The organism is Phaeodactylibacter sp. (genome assembly GCF_022763345.1).
Lineage (GTDB): Bacteria > Bacteroidota > Bacteroidia > Chitinophagales > Saprospiraceae > Phaeodactylibacter.
Window position 1 is genome coordinate 1 of the sequence record NZ_JALEGS010000106.1, and the last position, 18283, is coordinate 18283.

At 50.3% G+C, this 18283-nt stretch carries 17 protein-coding genes; 5 read left to right on the top strand and 12 right to left on the bottom strand.

What is annotated here, in order from left to right; genetic code table 11:
• Nucleotides 1–230: 230 nt before the first annotated feature.
• From MRY86_RS25720 to mqnE, 11 genes are all read right to left on the bottom strand, one after another.
• Nucleotides 231–1172: an SPFH domain-containing protein gene (locus MRY86_RS25720; RefSeq protein ID WP_293570078.1), complete on the bottom strand. Its 942-nt coding sequence runs from the start codon at nucleotides 1170–1172 to the stop codon at nucleotides 231–233.
• A gap of 125 nt (nucleotides 1173–1297) precedes the next feature.
• Nucleotides 1298–1978: a DUF2490 domain-containing protein gene (locus tag MRY86_RS25725; protein ID WP_293570076.1), complete on the bottom strand. Its 681-nt coding sequence runs from the start codon at nucleotides 1976–1978 to the stop codon at nucleotides 1298–1300.
• 9 nt (nucleotides 1979–1987) lie between these two features.
• Nucleotides 1988–2539: a hypothetical protein gene (locus tag MRY86_RS25730; protein ID WP_293570075.1), complete on the bottom strand. Its 552-nt coding sequence runs from the start codon at nucleotides 2537–2539 to the stop codon at nucleotides 1988–1990.
• 534 nt (nucleotides 2540–3073) lie between these two features.
• Entirely contained in the window at nucleotides 3074–3442 is a 369-nt protein-coding gene (locus MRY86_RS25735; RefSeq protein WP_293570074.1) for an ankyrin repeat domain-containing protein, read from the bottom strand.
• 81 nt (nucleotides 3443–3523) lie between these two features.
• On the bottom strand, nucleotides 3524–4927 hold the full coding sequence (locus tag MRY86_RS25740; protein ID WP_293570073.1) for an NAD(P)(+) transhydrogenase (Re/Si-specific) subunit beta: 1404 nt from the start codon (nucleotides 4925–4927) through the stop codon (nucleotides 3524–3526).
• A 6-nt stretch (nucleotides 4928–4933) separates the two neighbouring features.
• On the bottom strand, nucleotides 4934–5248 hold the full coding sequence (locus tag MRY86_RS25745; protein WP_044226798.1) for an NAD(P) transhydrogenase subunit alpha: 315 nt from the start codon (nucleotides 5246–5248) through the stop codon (nucleotides 4934–4936).
• 2 nt (nucleotides 5249–5250) lie between these two features.
• Nucleotides 5251–6345 carry a Re/Si-specific NAD(P)(+) transhydrogenase subunit alpha gene (locus MRY86_RS25750; RefSeq protein ID WP_293570072.1) on the bottom strand — a complete coding sequence of 365 codons (1095 nt, stop codon included), beginning with the start codon at nucleotides 6343–6345 and terminating at the stop codon, nucleotides 5251–5253.
• 171 nt (nucleotides 6346–6516) lie between these two features.
• Nucleotides 6517–7056: a peptide-methionine (S)-S-oxide reductase MsrA gene (gene msrA, locus MRY86_RS25755; protein WP_293570071.1), complete on the bottom strand. Its 540-nt coding sequence runs from the start codon at nucleotides 7054–7056 to the stop codon at nucleotides 6517–6519.
• Between the two features lie 18 nt (nucleotides 7057–7074).
• Nucleotides 7075–7848 (bottom strand): menaquinone biosynthesis protein, encoded by a 774-nt coding sequence (locus tag MRY86_RS25760; protein WP_293570070.1) that lies wholly within the window; start codon nucleotides 7846–7848, stop codon nucleotides 7075–7077.
• Nucleotides 7848–8477: a histidine phosphatase family protein gene (locus MRY86_RS25765; RefSeq protein WP_293570068.1), complete on the bottom strand. Its 630-nt coding sequence runs from the start codon at nucleotides 8475–8477 to the stop codon at nucleotides 7848–7850. The genes MRY86_RS25760 and MRY86_RS25765 overlap by 1 nt, the downstream gene beginning before the upstream one ends.
• Before the next feature lies 1 nt (nucleotide 8478).
• Complete coding sequence (gene mqnE / locus MRY86_RS25770) at nucleotides 8479–9681, bottom strand: aminofutalosine synthase MqnE (protein ID WP_293570067.1); 1203 nt, start codon at nucleotides 9679–9681, stop codon at nucleotides 8479–8481.
• 300 nt (nucleotides 9682–9981) lie between these two features.
• On the opposite strand from mqnE, the gene MRY86_RS25775 reads away from it, so the two are divergent.
• From MRY86_RS25775 to MRY86_RS25790, 4 genes are all read left to right on the top strand, one after another.
• Entirely contained in the window at nucleotides 9982–12927 is a 2946-nt protein-coding gene (locus MRY86_RS25775) for a caspase family protein (RefSeq protein WP_293570065.1), read from the top strand.
• An 11-nt stretch (nucleotides 12928–12938) separates the two neighbouring features.
• Nucleotides 12939–13754 carry a hypothetical protein gene (locus MRY86_RS25780; protein WP_293570063.1) on the top strand — a complete coding sequence of 272 codons (816 nt, stop codon included), beginning with the start codon at nucleotides 12939–12941 and terminating at the stop codon, nucleotides 13752–13754.
• A gap of 289 nt (nucleotides 13755–14043) precedes the next feature.
• Nucleotides 14044–14331 carry an RNA-binding protein gene (locus tag MRY86_RS25785; RefSeq protein WP_293570061.1) on the top strand — a complete coding sequence of 96 codons (288 nt, stop codon included), beginning with the start codon at nucleotides 14044–14046 and terminating at the stop codon, nucleotides 14329–14331.
• A 320-nt stretch (nucleotides 14332–14651) separates the two neighbouring features.
• A complete protein-coding gene (locus MRY86_RS25790; RefSeq protein WP_293572049.1) occupies nucleotides 14652–14975 on the top strand; it encodes an RNA-binding protein in 324 nt (107 codons plus the stop codon).
• Nucleotides 14976–15165: 190 nt separating this feature from the next.
• Here the strand turns inward: MRY86_RS25790 and MRY86_RS25795 are convergent, their stop codons facing one another.
• On the bottom strand, nucleotides 15166–16074 hold the full coding sequence (locus MRY86_RS25795; protein ID WP_293572051.1) for a retropepsin-like aspartic protease: 909 nt from the start codon (nucleotides 16072–16074) through the stop codon (nucleotides 15166–15168).
• A gap of 523 nt (nucleotides 16075–16597) precedes the next feature.
• On the opposite strand from MRY86_RS25795, the gene MRY86_RS25800 reads away from it, so the two are divergent.
• Nucleotides 16598–17401, top strand: coding sequence for a T9SS type A sorting domain-containing protein (locus MRY86_RS25800; RefSeq protein ID WP_293572053.1), 804 nt, complete (start codon nucleotides 16598–16600; stop codon nucleotides 17399–17401).
• Nucleotides 17402–18283: the final 882 nt, after the last annotated feature.

Genomic DNA, 18283 nt, shown 5'->3' on the forward strand with positions numbered 1-18283 from the left:
GGGCCGATGTCGCAAATCCAAGATTCCAGACGATGAATGTCTGGATCAACGACCCAGACGATGAATGTCTGGACTGTAAGCCCGACATTTATCGTTCTCCGTGCTGGCCGTTAGCGCCAGTAGGTGACCACTTCGTATTGCGTATACTGTTGGAGGGTGCTAGAACAAAAACCGTCCGTGAGCACCAATGCACCCACGGACGGTCGTCGTGTGGTTAAGAAAAATGTGGTTTAGCCTTTATTATGGCTGCCGTTGGCTACGTTCTTCTGTTTCATCTCCTCGCCCATCTGCTGAGCAGTAACGAAAGAAGCGGTCATTTGAGACAGCATATCGGCGCCGGCGCTAGGTGCATTCGGCATCATAATCAGATTGCTGTTGGCATTCTCACCCATTGACTGTAAGGTGTCGTAGTGCTGCGTGACCACGATAAGGGCAGAAGCCTCCTGCGAGTTGATGCCTACTTTGTTCAGCACTTCCACAGACTCTTCCAGACCGCGGGCGATTTCCCGGCGCTGATCAGCAATACCCTGTCCCTGCAGGCGCTTGCTCTCGGCTTCGGCACGGGCTTTGGCCACAATGCGGATACGCTCAGCCTCCCCATCGTACTCGGCAGCGAGTTTAGTACGTTCGGCAGCGTTAATGCGGTTCATGGCATTTTTAACCTCAATGTCCGGATCAATGTCGGTCACCAGGGCTTTCACGATGCCATAGCCATATTCATTCATAGACTCTTCAAGCTCGCGGCGGATCGCCAGGGCGATGTCATCCTTGCGCTCAAAAACGTCGTCCAGCTTCATTTTTGGCACTTCGGCACGGACCGTATCAAATACGTATGCCGTAATCTGTTCGTGTGAATTCTCAAGCCGGTAAAAGGCATCGTAAATTTTCTCCGGAAGGATGTAGTACTGTACAGATACCCGGAGTTTGACGAAAACGTTATCGCGGGTCTTGGTTTCGACATTCACATCCAGCTGCTGTACCTTCAGGCTCACCCGTCCGGCGATACGGTCAATAATCGGAATTTTGAACTGAAGGCCAGACCGGCGGATACCGTAAAACCGGCCCAGGCGTTCTACCAATGCCGCAGATTGCTGACGCACGGTGAAGATGCCGGAAAAGAGAATAATGATGCCGAAGAAAATCAAGGCAATCAAAACAGGTGAAAATCCCATAGTCTATCAGTTTTATTGCGCGTGGTTTCGGGGCTGCGCGGTTTTTAAATACACCTTCAAAGTACGAATTTCTTCGCGGAATTGCGCGGAAATGCGATGAATCTGGATGGAAATTCGAGGAACGGTCACCAAGACCAGTTGGTCCGCAGCACCCAGCGCTGCCCGTAGCGCCTGTTGGAGGCTTCTCTTGGGAAACGAGCTTCAATCCCAATCTCCAATCGGCTACCAGTTGGCAGTAAGGTGCCGGTGCCAGTGTAGAGGCGGTGCTCGCGCCCTGTCCAGGCATCGGTCTCAAAGGGTTCTGACAACAATTCGGTCTGATGGTTAAGATACCATTCTCCGGGGTCCAGCTTTTCGCCATTGAGCGGATAGTCCAGTGCCACCCGAAAGCGCCAGCGGTGGCGTGTGGCCTGCCGGAAGACCCGCTGCTCCAATAACAGGCGTTCCCGGAGGCGGTATTTGCGCAAGCGCTGACTGGTGGTGATTTGTTGGGCGAAGCGGTTTTCAACATCGGGCGCTTCATCCAAACTACCCCGCCGGGACAAACGGTAAGTGGCACCTGCTTTCCAGTTGCTAGCCAGGTCATAGGCCAGGCCGCCCTGCACATAAAACTGGGACCAGGCGGGCTGAAATTCATCACCGTCCTCCCAATGGGTCAGGCGGAGCTCCGTCCGCACATCCGCTGACCAACGCTCAGATAGTTCGAAGCCTTTGGCAAACTGGAAGAAAGACTCGACGGTATTCGATTGGGCGTAAGGTAGTTGGGCTATGCTGAGGCATAGCAGTCCGGTTAAAAGTCGCTTCATGTATTGAATTTAAAAGAAAAAGAACGGATTGGGGTCCGATTCGATAGGCTCCAGCGATTGGCGTGTGCCATCAGGCGAATATTGTAGCTCAAATTGGCCTACCGTATTATTCCGCTTGCCCCGAATTTCTATTTCGTAACCTATCAATTGTCCGGAGGGGGCATAGCGCTCCTGTATTTTTTCGATGCGGAAATGCCGGAAGGTATTGCCCAAATCTTCCTCGATGACCTGCCGGGCAGGGGAGGGCAGCTGTTCGAATGCTACGATCCGTTCTACATCATACAATGCCCCCAGGCTGTCGAACTTCACGCTGTAGCGGTACCCGTCCATCTTGAATTTGGACTCGAAAAAGCGCTGTAGATTTTCTTCTTTTCCCTGTCGGCTATGTTCCTCGTAGTGGCGGGTACGGCTGCGCTCAGGATAGGTTTTTGCCAGGTATGTTAATGCAGGAGCAGGCATTTCAGCGGCTTTGATGCGGGCTTCGCGCTCGTACTTTTGAGCGTGGGCGGAGACTGCAAAGCAGATGCAAGCAAATAGTGCTATCCATTTGTTTTTTGTCATAAGGTACTTGATACGTTCTCTTTTACAACGGGGTAAGGTGGTGTTTGGGTCGCGAAAAGCCGCCTTTTTGGATGGTGTTGCTTTACAGGAGGCTTGTACATTCCGCACCTACGGCGCGGGGCTGCTCCGGTGCTTCGAGTGTTACCGACATATTGCTCCTAACGGAGCAGCCTGCTAAGCTGGCATATCTGTTTAGTGAGGCTTGTACGGGTATAAAGAGGGGGGAGTCGAATGAGGCCCGGGGCAAGGATTGTACATCCCGCACCTACGGCCCGGGGCTGCTGCCAGAGCTTTGTGGGTAACTTGGATGCTTTTACCGCTAGAGGACCACAGACCAACCCGCCCGTACGGGCACAGAATATACAGACGATGTTTCTTGCCCCCAAAGCGCCACAATAAAGCCGCTACCCCGCGCCGTAGGTGCGGGGTGTGACCAACTGAAGCAGGTTGAGGTACCGTTGCCAAAGGGGCATGATTCAGAGTGGTTTTTTAGTCTTATCTTTTACTCATCCAGAATTTTCTGACCGTTGAAAACTAACAATAACGACCAAAAAAGCAAAATACAGCCTTCACGGTCCCGAACAGGTTCAAAACAAAGCGTTTGAGCAAAGAAGGGTAGTAGGGGCGTAGCAACTGCACAGCCACCTTATTATTCACTTTTCTGGCTATGGCGATCGGGGAGTCGGAGCTGAACCCCGCATTCAGTTTTGGATCGGCTCCATTGGCAAGGAGGTAAGTAGTGATCTCAAAATGATGGTGTTCTATACTCTCGATAAGGGGAGTGGTCAACAGCTCAGGGTGCTGATAATTAGGATCGACACCATTATCGAGGTGGTACATGAGGAGGCTGAGATTCCCGTTCCGGGCAGCCAGTAAGAGGTCTTTCCAGTCGCCTGCCGCCATGCAAAAGCAGTTTTAAATAAGAATAGAGGAAACCGCAGTCTACACCCATAATGAGATAAAAGCAGCCTGCGGTTTTTCGATTTACAAACTTTTTATCTCAGAAGCCAGGTTGCTCAGGGTGTCTTTTGCATCCCCGAACAGCATGCGGGTCTTTTCGTGGAAGAACAGCGGGTTCTCAATACCTGCATAGCCCGGGCGCATACTGCGCTTTAGGACAATGACATTCTTCGCCTCCCATACCTTGAGCACGGGCATACCGTAGATTGGGCTGCCAGGGTCGTCCTCTGCGGCAGGGTTGACTACATCGTTGGCGCCCACGATGACGACCATATCTGTATTTTTCAGGGCATCATTGGCTTCTTCCAGGTCAAGCAGCTTGGGATAGGGAACATCGGCTTCCGCCAAAAGGACATTCATGTGTCCAGGCATACGGCCGGCTACCGGGTGGATAGCGTAGCGGACTTCCACGCCGTTTTTCTCCAGTAGTTCATCTACTTCCTTGCAGACTTTTTGGGCCTGGGCTACTGCCAGCCCATAGCCGGGTACAATAATCGCGCTTTGGGAGTAAAACAGCTGAATGGCCGCATCATTGAGGGTGACTTCCTTTGCCACCTGTTCGCCATCGGCTCCTTTTGCGGAAGCACCACCGCCTCCAAAGCCGCCGATGAGGACGTTCATCAGAGAGCGGTTCATGGCCTCACACATGAGTACAGTGAGAATCGTACCGGAAGCGCCAACCAGGATACCGCCCACGAGCATAAACTGAGAGCCGTAGATCAGGCCGGTCACCGCAGCAGAAAGCCCGGTGAAAGAGTTGAGCAGAGAAATGACCACCGGCATATCCGCACCACCAATGGGCGCTACAAAGGAAAAGCCATAAATCAAGGCCAGCACCATAAAGACAGAGCCCATCAAGAGCCCGCCTTCCACGCCGCTCGCCACAAGGTAGCCCCCCATACCCAGCGTGATCAAAAGCAGTACCATATTGACGATGTCGTGCCGGGGCAAGGTGATGGTGCTGTCCCAGACCAGCCCCTGTAATTTGGCGAAAGCCAGCATACTGCCGGTAAAGGAAATGCCGCCAATCAGCAAAGCCAGCAAAATGATGATGAGCCCGGCCATGTCCAATTCTTTGATGCCACTGTAGTAAGGCACCAATTCGGCGTAAGCCAGCACCACGGCACAGGCACCGCCCAGACCATTAAAGATGGAGACCATTTGGGGCATTGCGGTCATCTGCACCTTTTTGGCAGAAACCAGCCCCACGATAGCGCCAATAACGATGGCACCGATGATCCACAGGTAATTATTGGAAGCCCCCTCGATCGGTTGACCGATAGCAGCAATGATAGCGATAACCATGCCTACACCGGCAACGATATTCCCCCTGCGGGCGGTATCCGGTGAACTGAGCAGCCGCAGGCCCCATACGAAAGCCAAAGCGCCGATCAGGTAGGCTATATTGATGATGAAGTCGATAATCATGATGGGTTACTTTTTCTTTTTGAACATTTCCAGCATACGGTCGGTAACGGCAAAACCACCGGCTACATTAACCATTCCAAGAATAACGCCCAGGAAGCCAAGCCCCAGGGTCAGGTAGTCATCAGGATCTGCCTGACGGATGAGCAAAATGGCACCAATGATGACCACGCCGGAAATGGCGTTTGCACCTGACATCAAGGGCGTATGGAGTACGGTAGGCACTTTGGAAATGACCTCAAAGCCCAGGATAATGGTGAAGAGTAGCAGATAGATGAGCAGCAGATTGCTCTCATCGTTGAAAAACTGAATGAAGGTATCCATGATTATTCGTTTTCGTTGGCCTCCGGTGCAGGCGTGATGTAGGCTCCCCGGATGATCTCATTGCTGAGGTCGAGGTTGAGCGCACCGTCTTTGACCAGAATTTTCAGGAAATTGACCACGTTATTGGCGTACAGCTGACTGGCATTCTGCGGCATCAGGGCAGCCAGGTTGGAGTTGCCCAGAATGCTGACTTTGTTGTGCACGATGGTCTGATCGTCTTGCGTAAGCTCGCAGTTGCCACCGGTGGAGGCGGCCAGGTCCACGATAACCGAGCCGGGTTTCATTTGCTCCACCGTGCTTTTAGGCACAAGCAGCGGAGCTTTGCGCCCGCGCACCTGAGCGGTGGTGATGATGACATCCGCCTTCATGGCCCGGTTTTGGACTTCCTCCCGTTGCCGCTTCAGGAATTCTTCGGACTGCTCCACGGCGTACCCTCCTGCCCCCGTATCTTCCTTTGCGCCTTCGATCTCGATGAACTTCGCACCGAGGCTTTTCACCTCTTCCTTAGCAGCAGAGCGGGTATCGAAAGCTTCTACCTGAGCACCCAGCCGCCGGGCCGTGGCAATGGCCTGCAAACCCGCTACTCCGGCGCCAAGCACCAGTACCGTAGCCGGTCGTATACTGCCCGCAGCGGTGATCATCATTGGGAAATAGCGGGGAAGGAGGCGGCTGGCTTCGAGCACCGCCTTGTAGCCTGCGATGGAGGCCATGGAGGAAAGCACGTCCATGGATTGCGCCAGGGTTGTCCGCGGGATCATGTCAAGGCTGAAGGCTTTGAGTTTGTACCCTCTGAGCCTGTCTGTGATTTCCGCGTCTGCAAAAGGCTTGAATTCCGCAATGACGACGGTTTCGGGAAGAAGCTTAGCCAGGTCTTCATCTGGTAGCGGATGGATGCTCAGCACCATATCAGCACTTTTGAGCAATGCCTCCCGGCCCAGGACCGTTGCGCCATCGTAGTCGTCATCTGCATAGAAGGCACCTAGGCCGGCACCTTTTTCCACGCACACTTCAACGCCCAATTCTGACAGCTTGGCCACAGCATCGGGCGTAAGCGCTACACGAGGGTCGTTGCCCTCTCTGGGGATCGCTAGTTTCATAAGTTAAAAGTCGGTTTCTACGGAAAGGTAACACCAAATCTGACAACCGCCAAAGTTTGGGGTTCACGAAAAAGTCACACCTTCACGATCGGGGAAATGTGAAAATGCAATTTATACAGAAATAAACCGGAGCATTAGGTACTGGTTTTCAATGCATTTAGAAGTAAATTCCTAATTGCGCAGCTCAGCAAAACGCTCCCGGAATTTTTTCACCTTAGGTGTAATGATGAAGGTACAGTATGGGTTTCGGTTTCCAACTTTCCGGTAGTAATCCTGATGGCTGACTTCGGCAGGGTAGAAGGCTTCTAGCGGAGCGAGCTGCGTAACGACCGGATCGTCCCAAAGCTGTGGGGCGGTTTCGGCAATTGATTTTTCCGCTACGGCTTTCTGCGTATCATCGTGGTAGAAGATAACAGAGCGGTACTGCGGTCCCCGGTCGTTGCCCTGCCGGTTGAGCGTAGTTGGGTCGTGGATAGTCCAGAAAATGTCGAGTATCTGAGCATAGGAAATGACTTGCGGGTCAAATTGAACTTGTACTACTTCGGCATGTTGTGTGGTGCCCGAGCAGACAGCGTTGTAATTTGCATTTTCCTTAGTCCCCCCGGAGTAGCCAGAGGTCACTTTCTGCACACCTTTGACTTCCTGGTAAACGGCTTCGAGGCACCAGAAACAGCCTCCGCCGAGGATGGCGTATTCAAAATCAGAGCTCATGTAATTCGGTTTTGTATTCTACAATCCCGCTACACTTATCGCGGGCGTTTTTTCGGCAATCGCTGCCAGGAAATGTTTTAAAGCCTGACGCTTGGCGGCATCAAATTCGTAACTGATATATTTGGTGAAGTATTCTTCCACGCTGAAATCAGGGTGGGGGGAAGACAGCAAATATTTTAGTTTCTCGATCTGCGCTACTCCGGAAGCCAGGGCTTTATTAAACCGTCTGACAAAAGCAGCAGGCAGCGGCCGGTTACTGATCCATGCCGCGAAAACGAAAGGGAGCCCGGTATGCTCCATCCACACGGCGCCGAGATCGTACACGTATTTGAATTGTTGCTCCAGTCCGATAGTGCGGTCACCAATAACAAGCCCGGCGGTGCGCCCGCCAATTTTTTTAATATAGCCTTCTTTAGCCGGCAGGAGGGCGGGGGAGAAGCCCCAGTAATCCCTCAGCAGTACTTTGGTGAGCTGAACGGAAGTACGGGAGTGATGGTCCAGATAGACGGTTTCCACTTGTTCAATGGGCACATCGCTGTAAATACAAACTGTTTTGACAGCACCAACGGTGCCAATGCAGTAGTCCGAAATTACGTGTGGACGGTCAAGCTCAGGCAGCACGGCAACCGGGACGAGTGCCAGGTCAGCTTCTCCCCGCGTCAGCTTCTCAGCGCATACAGAAGGGATGTTCAGCTCCAGATCCAGCTGAGGAGCCAGCGTGCTGTTGAGCAAGCCATACAGCAGAGGCTTCGTGTTGAGGTAAGAAACTGCGGTAAGGCGTATTTTATCCATCAATCTTGATTGATATTCAGGTGCTGCAGGTGAGCGATGTCATTTTCGAGCAGGAACGTATACTGCTGCGACTCGTAAGCTGCTTTATATAAGCCGGTATTGTGGTGCTTGAAGGTGTCCATTTCCCGCAGGGATTTCCCACTCAGAATACACATCAGGGCGCGCATTGCACGGCCGTGGCTGCAAACGAGAATCCTTTTTTCCGGGCGCTGACTGAGCATATGCACAAATTGAGCCAGCCGGTCGCCCATTTCCCGGGCGCTTTCGGCTTCTTCCAGGCGGGCGTCAAAGTCTCCGGATGCCCAGGCTTCTGTGACCGCTTTGTACTGCAAGTGCATGTCCGGTGTGCTTTTCTGACCCTCATGCGTGCCCCAGCAGATTTCGTTGATCTCTGAGTGCTGTTCCCATGGTAGTCCGGCTCCAATGAAGGGCGCCATCGTCTCATGCGTACGCTTCAAGGAAGACGTCAGGACGGTATCAAATCCGGTGGAATGGTAGTGGTCGTAAAAGGCCTGTGCCTGCAGCTTCCCCACCTCATTGAGCGAGGAATCCACACCGGAGCCCTGCACAATACCCAGCCGGTTATATTCGGTTTGCCCATGCCGGACGATATAAACGTGTTTGTCCATGTTATCGGTTTACAACGGGTAAAGCGGTGTACCCTTTGAATTGTTCATCTTCTTCAAAAACGTGGTCGGTATAGTCCTGAATCACGTTGTAGAGCGTATCTCTTTCGATGGGCGCTCTACCTACGCGGCGGATGAGGTTGACCAAGTCCCGAGTGCTCATGGCCGGTGTCTGTTCCTCTGAGCCAGCCATGCTGTAGATTTTAGTCGTGTCGTCAATGGTGCCATCGATATCGTCAACGCCAAAACTGAGCAGCATTTGGGCAACGTTCCGGCCGATCATCGGCCAGTAAGCCTTAATGTGGTCGAAATTGTCAAGGTATAAGCGGCTGATGGCGTAGTTGCGCATATCCTCCACAACCGTAGACTCCGGTACATGGCTCATTTGGTTGTCCTGATTGCGGAACTTCAGCGGGATAAAGGTTTGGAACCCTCCGGTTTTGTCCTGTAATTGGCGGAGCTTCTCGAGGTGGTCAATGCGGTGCTCAAACTTTTCAATATGCCCGTACAGCATCGTTGCGTTGGAGCGCATGCCCAGTTCGTGCCAAATCTCATGAATGCGCAGCCACTGCTCGCCCGAGCATTTGCCGCCCGCGATCTGGTCCCGGATTTCAGGGTGGAAAATCTCTGCACCTCCGCCAGGCATACTGTCCAGCCCTGCTTCTTTCATGATGCGCATGCCTTCTTCGTAAGTCACCTTGTCTTTTTTGAAGATGTAGTGGTACTCAACGGGCGTGAGGGCTTTGACGTGCAGGTCCGGGCGGTGCTTCTTGATGGCTTTGAAAAGCTCGGTGTAGAACTTCACATCGTATTGTGGCAATACGCCCCCTACAATATGCACTTCGGTCACTGGTTCGCCATCGTACTTCTTGACGATGTCCATGATGTCCTCCAGGCTGTACTCCCAGCCCTCTTCCCGCTTTTTGATCAGACGGGAGTAAGAACAAAAAGTGCAGGTATACAGGCAGACATTCGTAGGCTCTACATGGAAGTTGCGGTTGAAATAGGTGCGGTTGCCATGCCGCTTTTCCCGCTGATAGTTGGCCAAAGCACCTAGGTAGCCCAGCTCGCCTTCCTCAAACAGCAGCTGCCCTTCCTCGGGCGTGATCCGCTCGTCGTTGAGGACCTTCTCAGCGATGGCCCGCAGAGGGGCGGACAGCGTTTTGTCCTGTAGGATGTGGTCGTTTCTTCTTGCAGTGAGGGTCATATTATTCAGTTCTTATTCAAGGGAACAGTCTTTCTAAACTTTCAGTTTTATTTGAAAGTGTTAAAATTAAGTAACAAAGGTAAAGGATTGTATGCTATTCCTGCCTACGTGTTTTCGTAATCTTTTGTCGGAACTACAGGTGTTTTTTTGGAGGGCCTGCTACACAAAAAGGTAGTGTTATGAAAAAACAAGAAACAGGGAGCAGTGTTTTTTGTCCAGCTAATACAGTGAAGATTTTTTCGTCATATCAAATAAAATTGGCACTTTTGGAAAGAGAAACCCCTTAAAACCCTAAAAATAATGGCAAACACTACAAAGTTGTGGGCGCTGCTAATCGGTATCAACGATTATCCGACCAGCCCACTGTCCGGTTGTGTGCCGGATGCCCGTGCCCTTCAATCCTATCTCGAAAGCGATCCCCGCCTTGATACTGATGGAAGCCTGAAAATCCTATTCGACAAAGCCGCTACCAAGTCCGCAATCGCCAACGGTATTCTGAAGCATTTAAGCCAGGCTGGGCCCGACGATGTTGCCCTGCTCTACTTTTCCGGGCATGGTGCCCAGGAAAAAGCCGATGCTTCTATCTGGACCGAGGAGCGGGATGGCTGCCTGGAATCCATTGCCTGTTACGCGCCTCCTGGAGCACCTTTGTCCCTAATGGCGGACAAGGAACTGCGCTACCTGCTCAACCAGGCTTTTTTCCGGTCGGGAGCAGACTCGCCTCACCTGCTAACCATTTTTGACTGCTGCCATTCGGGAGACAATGTCCGGTCATTGGGGCTGGAAGCGGAAGATGTCCGAGAGCGGCGCTTCACGCATGTCTTCCCACAGCGGCAGTGGAGCGATTTCCTTTTTGCGGATGCTTTTCAGCCGGAGCAGCTGTCCGGGCCCGGATTAAGTGCACTGCTGCCCAGCCCGCCAATCATTCAACTGGCTGCTGCTAAAGACGATCAGGCGGCCCTTGAAGTTGGAGGTCGTGGCGTTTTCACTTCTTACCTGATTCAGGTGCTGGAGCAAACGGGCGGTGCTATCGATTACACCACCCTGCATCAGCTCTTGTCCAACTATATCCGCTTCAAACATGCGCAAAACCCACAGATACTGACGCTGGGCGCCGGCATGGACCTCGTCTACCGGGGCTTTCTAAACCAGCAAGTAGATTCGGAAGGAAAACGCTATGGCCGGGCCAACTACAGCACGACTGAAGGCTGGCTCCTCAATATGGGCATGATGCATGGTTTGACAGACGGAGCAGAAGCCCGGCTACATCTGAAGGATGGCACCACAGTAGACTGTACAATTGGTGAAGCCATGGACGTTAGCAGCACGCTGGATATCGATTTTGAGCAGCGCAGCGTGCTGGACAAAAAGAATAGCTATCAGGTGTCGGTGGCGTCCATGCAAAACTATCCTATCCATATTTTTGTGGAAGACACTATGGGAGAAGAGCAGCTGCGTAAGCGAGCCATTACCGCCCTTAAAGCCCTGCCTGATCCGGTGCTCGTCACTTCATCTGAGATAAATGCGGACTTTGTGGTCCACTTCCGGGATGGCTTGGCTTACATCACCCGAAAGTTTGACCCCTACCGGCCGGTATTTGGAGAGGTTTTCTCTTTTGATTCTCTGGAAGAAGACGTTATCCTGGAGAAGCTGATTGGGCAGGTGCAAATGGCGGCCCGCTGGACCTTTGTGTACAGCCTTCACAACCCTAAGCTCAAAGTACTGGACCGGCCGCCAATCGGGGTGGAGGTCCTTCAGGAAAAAGCTGGGGGGTGGACTGCCATACAGGCTAAGGGAGAGGACTTTACCATTGATGCATTTGAAGAAAATAAGAGCAATGGTAAGCTACAAGCTCGTATTAAAGTCAAACTAACGAATCAGTTTGACCGCCCACTATACTTTTGTCTGCTCGTCCTAAGCGATCAATGCAAAAGTAACCTTTCGGTAGACCGCAAATACACCCCCGGGCTGGTGGAACAACCGGTCACCCGCCTGGAGCCTGGCCAAAGCATGTGGCTGTTCGGGCACAGAGGGGGCGTCATTCCTTATACGATAGGGGAGGAAGAACAATTTCAGAACCGTCCTTATGGGCAAGGTTGGTTTAAGCTGATTGTAAGTACGGAATCAGAGATTGCCTATGACCACCTGATCGTGCCCCGCAGCCGGATGATGCCAGACCTCGGCGGGGAGCCTGTGAAGGATTGGACGCCCCAGCGCATTGGGATCCGCTTGCAGAACCCCAATTACAATACAGTTCGGGAGGAAGCTCTGAAATCCTGGCTGGCAGACCCGGAGCGTGCTCCACTGGCAGCCGGGCTTTACCTGGATACCGACGCTCTGGAAGCCAAGCTCGTACTTAATCCGGAAGTCCAGCTCATCACAGCTGATCAGGAGCGTACCCGCAGCAAAAGCCTGTTTTGGAATACCCTGTTGGGCGCTGCCAATACCTGGGCGCGGCATCAGCGTAGCCGTAACTTCAAACGGCGGCTCCGAAAGTACTACCACCGCCCCCTCATGGTTTCGGAAGGGGATTCCTGGTTTCAGCACCCGACCATCATGGAAATTATCGACCATCTGAGCCTGAGCTATAATATTTTTAGCCGGGGCGCCGCCGGTGATGAAATGCGCAATTATCTAATGTCAGGCGAATATCTCGATGCCTTTACCGACCTGGAGGAAATCGTCAGGGAAGTGGCAGGAGCGCTGGGCGAAATGCCAAAGGCGCCTGCTTTTTTCCTCATCAGTGGAGGCGGCAATGATATTCTGGGCGATCAATTTAAAGACTTTTTGCTACCTTTCGCAGCAGTAGCCACAGCGCCTCCGGGTGAACAGCCGGAACGCTTTCTGAATCAACGTCTTCAGGATGAGCTTGATGCCATCATGGCGCTTTATCAACAGGTCTTTCAGCGTTTGAAAATCGAGCAGCCGGAAGTCCGAATCATAACGCACGGGTACGATTATGTCATTCCTAAGGGGGTAAATGAAGAAGGCATGAGCTGGCTGGGCAAGCCAATGACGGCGCAGGGTATTACTATACCGGAAGACCGACAGGCCATCGTCCGCTACCTTATCGACACCTTCAATGCGCGGCTGATGGAGGTTGGAAGTGCTTTTGAGCAAGTCACGCACGTGGATCTCCGGGGAGCTGTCAAACCTTATCAATGGGCCGATGAGATCCACCCGGACCAGGAAGGCTATCAGAATGTAGCATTGCGCTTTAGCGCGGCAATCGATCAACTTTTGTAAAAAACTTAACCATGGGCTTTTTCAGAATTTGCAAAAACGATATCACCGACCTCCTGCGGGAAACCTTTAATGCTTTCCCACTTAGAATTCCCGAAACCCGAATGCAACCACTGGTCGTGATGGGGCAGAAAGGCAGCAAGATGGACTATCGGGGTGAATTGCAATACCTTTTATCCGATGGGCAGCCCATTGAAATCGATATCCGGGAATCTGCGATGGCGAATGCAGCATTAGACCGTTCGAAATCCATCAGCCTCAATTTTGGATTGAAAATCCTGGAAGGGTTTCTTTCCGGGTTTGGTATGTCGCCCGCGCCCATTGGTGCCAGCCTGAAAGGCGTAAAAGAGATCAGCTTTAGCTTTACCAACTGCAAGCGGCGGTTTATTGACCCCGCGCAGTTAGGCAGTGTGCTCCGGGGCCGGAATATTGACCTTGGGCATGGCTCACTAGGGGTTTTCAAAGGCGAGGACCCTTACCGCATGTTGCTGGTTTCCGATGCTATTGTCAGCAAAAGTTTCACCATCAATATAGAGAAGACCAACGACAACGAGTTTGACGCTTCGCTGCCCGAGCTGCAGCCTTATCTGGCGGATGTCGACGCCAAAGTAAAGGTCAACACTCAAAGCGGGAAATCCATCACCTTTGAGGGAGAGGAATACCTGACCTTCGCTTTTTCCTGCCTGCTTTTGGAAATGGATCAGCAAAGCGGTGCATTGGCAATAGGGGAGACCGTACGCAGCAGAGGCGCCGGCGGACAGGAAGAAGCCACACCCTATGCCACGATTGATGAGGATGTATTTGAGCCGGGGATGGTGGAGATTGAATAGGTCTTTTTTTAATTTCGATAGGTCCCTGCGATTCAGTTGTGGAGGCACGAAGTCCTACCTGTCATCTAGTAGGCAATGCAGGGCCAATTTATTGTTTGGTTGCTCAAACGCCAGTAAAATAAGGCACTTCCACTTGGAAAATAAGCTAAAAAGCCTTAAATTAGCAATGAATCAATTAAGCCAGAGGCTGAATTAGTCTGTCCTATCCTTTCTATTTTATCCTTCCTTAGTTTTTTCTTTTCATTTTATTTTTGACTTTTCCGCTCATGCGGAGTACTAATTTTTTGTTATGAATATTTTTGTTGCCAGACTGAACTACGACACCCGCGAATCTGACCTGCAGTATGCATTTGAAGAATTCGGAGCTGTCGATTCAGCCAAAATCATCATGGACCGTGACACCGGTCGTTCCAAGGGCTTCGGTTTCGTAGAAATGCCTAGTGATGATGATGCCCGCGAGGCCATTAACGCACTGAATGAACAAGACCTCGATGGTCGTACTATTGTAGTTAAAGAAGCTGAACCACGTGGAAACCGCGGTGGCGGTGGTGGTTACAACCGCGGAGGAAGATATTAACCGATTGAGGCGTTGCCTCACCGTATGATATATTCTGTTTTAGAAAGCCCTGAGCGCCCCTTAGGGCTTTCTGATGCCCGAAAAGCGGCTACCACTACAGCTGAGTGGGCTTTTTCAGAAAAATTTAAGCCGTTTATGAAATATTTTTTCGAAAAAACAAGCATCCTAACAAAATATATTGCACCTTTGTGACGGAATTAATTAAGAAACAGATCTAGTGTTCAGGTATTCTTCCTCTCTACTTTGTTCTTTCCTTAGTTTTTTTCATTTTTCACCTTATTTTTAGTTTGCTGTGCCAGTCACAGTACCAATTTTGTTTTATGAATATTTTTGTTGCTAAGCTCAACTACGACACGCAGGAGTCTGACCTGCAGTACGCATTCGAAGAATTCGGCGCTGTCGATTCTGCCAAGATCATCATGGACCGCGACACAGGCCGTTCTAAAGGCTTTGGTTTTGTAGAAATGCCAAATGACGACGAAGCCCGTGAAGCAATCCGTCAACTGAACGATCAGGAGCTGGATGGTCGTACCATTGTTGTTAAAGAAGCTGAACCACGCGAAAATCGTCGTGGCGGTGGTGGCGGTGGCTACAACCGCGGCGGTGGTGGCGGCGGTGGCTACAACCGTGGAGGAAGATATTAATCGATTGAGGCGTTGCCTCACCGTATGATATATTCTGTTTTGAAAAGCCCTGAGCAACCCTCAGGGCTTTTCTTATGCCCTGTGGTGACTTTCTCCTGCCTCAATAGATGATACACGCTTGAAATATAGCGCTACGACCCTGAAGTTTTCCCAATGGCCAAAAGCATGCCGTTCTCATAAAATACCAACCTCAGCGATTTTCAAAATAAACCAGCCCCTGTTGTAAATCGTAGATGGTATTGAAATCCAGCAAAAGTGCCTGACCAATCAAACCGTCTGCCTGCCGTTCTGAAATTCGGTTTGTGGGGTCTACTTCGAATACGACAGGGACGCGCCTCCATTGCTTCCCGTTGAAGGTTGCGGAGTACAGCTTGCTGCTCAGGTTGTTGGTCAGCGTTGAGTCCACTCCGAACCCCTGCTTGGATTTTATCCTTTTGGCTACAGATTCGGGCAGTTGATATTGGGTGACAGCTGCATTATGGAACGTCAGGGCGTTGTCTGCCCCGGTATCTATCTTAACGACCATTGAAACAGGCTTGGCATTTCGTTTGGTAACGACCTCCACCGGGATGCCAAAGTGCCCGGCTTCTAAACCAATAATATTGTAAGCCGTGGCGCTTTTCCCGGGCTTCCAGGTGTTGAAAGGGTAGAGCCGAAGCTCACCGGCATCGTTATTGGCCTCGGTGACAAAGTTAAAAAGGATATCTGTACCAATGATTCCGTCAATTTGTGTTTTGAAGTAGGTGCTTAGGTGAGATAGGTCTAAAATGGCAATTTCTATACTGTCAAGCACCAACTGTTGCCCAAAATGGACTTGGTTACTTACTGATATTCCGGAACGAATGGTCTTGCCTGCCGTACCGATCTTCGCTTCTTCCGTGATTTCCAGGTTGACTTTTTTTGAGACTTCTCTATCCAATACAGTAATGCCTGCCCCGGTGTCGAACATAAAAAACAGCGGTTCGGCATGGTCATTCAAGCCCAATTCAATAAACATTAGCCCGTCAATATATTGGATTGGGATTACCTCTAGTGGCTTCTGGCATTTCCCGGATAGTTGTAGCAGGGTAATCAGGCCAAGTAGTAATCGGGCTTTCATAAAGGCTAAATTATTGATGAAGGTTAGATTCACCTCAATGTTGTGCTGTTCTACCAGACAATTTAGGTGAAAATATAGAGGGCAATACCTAAAGTTTTCTTAAAGCCTACATTTATCATTAATTCAGGGCTGTGGAAACGCTTAGAGATGCTAACATAGCATTTCTAAGATTTGACGGGTGTAGGTGATGGTCGTTACGGACTCGTTTCCGGGGGGGCAAATAAGCACCATAAATCCGTAAAACTAGGCTTTTGCAATAAAAATCCCTGGTTAATCCGGCCGGTAACTAGCAGAAAAAAGACTTTACTGGTATTATTTAAGTACCTTTAATTATTACTTACTTAGAAGCTACTTAAACTATTGTCTTACAGACGAGATCAAGACATTATAGGGTATGGCGAAGTGCTTTTTAGAGTGCGTGCATAGAGAGTACGGATGAGATAAAGCTAAAATCTATACTATTAAAGCTAAGATCGCAGGTTAAGGGGATATGTTCGAATAACTTCTTATTATAAAAACAATTATGAAAATAGTATTAACGCTTATTCTTGCCGTTTTTTCTTACGCTTTAATTACTGCTCAGAACATCCCCATCGATTTCGAAGAAAATGGCAATGGAGCGGATTGGACATGGACCACTTTTGAGAATGGTGAAAACCCACCGGCTCTTGAAATTATACCAAACCCGGATCCTTCAGGTATCAATACATCTTCAACCGTTGCCAAATTTACAGCCCTGCAGGAAGGCCAGCCCTTTGCTGGCTGCGAGACTATGCACGGAGCAGGGATTGGCACTTTCAACATCGAAGAGTCCAATTCGATCATCCGGATCATGGTCTGGAAGCCTGTGATTAGTGACGTAGGCATCAAACTGGTAACTGAAACGGGATGGTCTAAAGGGGAACTTAAAGTGGCTAACACTAAGGTTAATGAATGGGAACAACTCACCTTTGATTTTTCCACTGTGGATCATGAGAATATGACCTATGATCAAATTGTAATTTTTCCGGACTTCGGTGAAAGGGCGTCTGATAATATCATATACTTTGATAGCGTATACGGAGATCTTGCAATGCCTAGCAGTACTAAAGATCTGGAAAAGATTGAAGTTCGGCTTTTTCCTAACCCGGCCACTGATGCAATTACAGTTGATTCGCCAAATAGGATAGAAAGGTACGAGGTATATTCTGCAACCGGTAAATTAGTGGCATCTAAGGGAAGCATCGAAAATCCAACAATCGATATCTCTGATCTACCTAATGGTATCTATTTATTCAGAGCATTTAGTTCCAATGGGACAACCACTAAGAAGTTTATTAAAGAGTAACTCATCTTTAAGCCATGGTTTTCTGGTAAAAAGGGAGCTTCCGCTAACATGAATTTATCTGGATTAATCCCTATGATTTGAATTAGTGCGCAGTAACGCTTTTACCAATCTTTTCAATTGTAAACCGGACGCTGTCTATTTAGGATAGTGTTTATTCACCTTATAACAAGTGCAAAATGCATGTGGTCATCTCGTTTGAGATGGCCTTTTTTTGTTTAATATCTATCAGCTCTAGGGGGGCAATGTAAGTCAGCAGGCCTGGGACTATACGCAACACGAAGTGGCTTGCTCCGATGTCACAAACCACTTCTCAGCGTAAATGCTGACCCTCCTGCCTTTAAGGTGGTCAAAGCCCAAAGGCGACGGGACACGGGCAAGGATTGAGTAGGTTTGCTGTGGCAAACCACTTAATCGTCAGTATACTTGACGATGGGGCTTAGAATCAGCCTAGCCAATAAGGAGCCTGACTACGCTTGGACAGCAAGTAAACAATGCATGGCATGCGCGGATGGAATGGCTTTTGAGGAATTAAATCCTTCTCTGCAATGAATAATGGCAAGAGATGAAGATACGACACGACTGCTAAGGTAGTCCCTCTGTATGGATGCACCGTAAACACCCGGCGGCGAAGCGTATAGCAATGGGTAAGGGACTTAGAGGCAGAAAACTCTAGCGGATCTAATCACAATAAGCAACTAATTTTCAGTCCTGTACAGATGTGGAAGAGCGTAGAATTAAAACCAGAAAGGCCGGGCGCCCTTTCGGATGCCCGGCCTCCCGGTCTGCCCACTGCGGGCGCCGCCTGTGCAGCGCCCGCCGGGCTATATCTCAAAGAGACGGCTTACTTGATGATAACCATCTTCTTCGTTGCTGTGTAGTCAC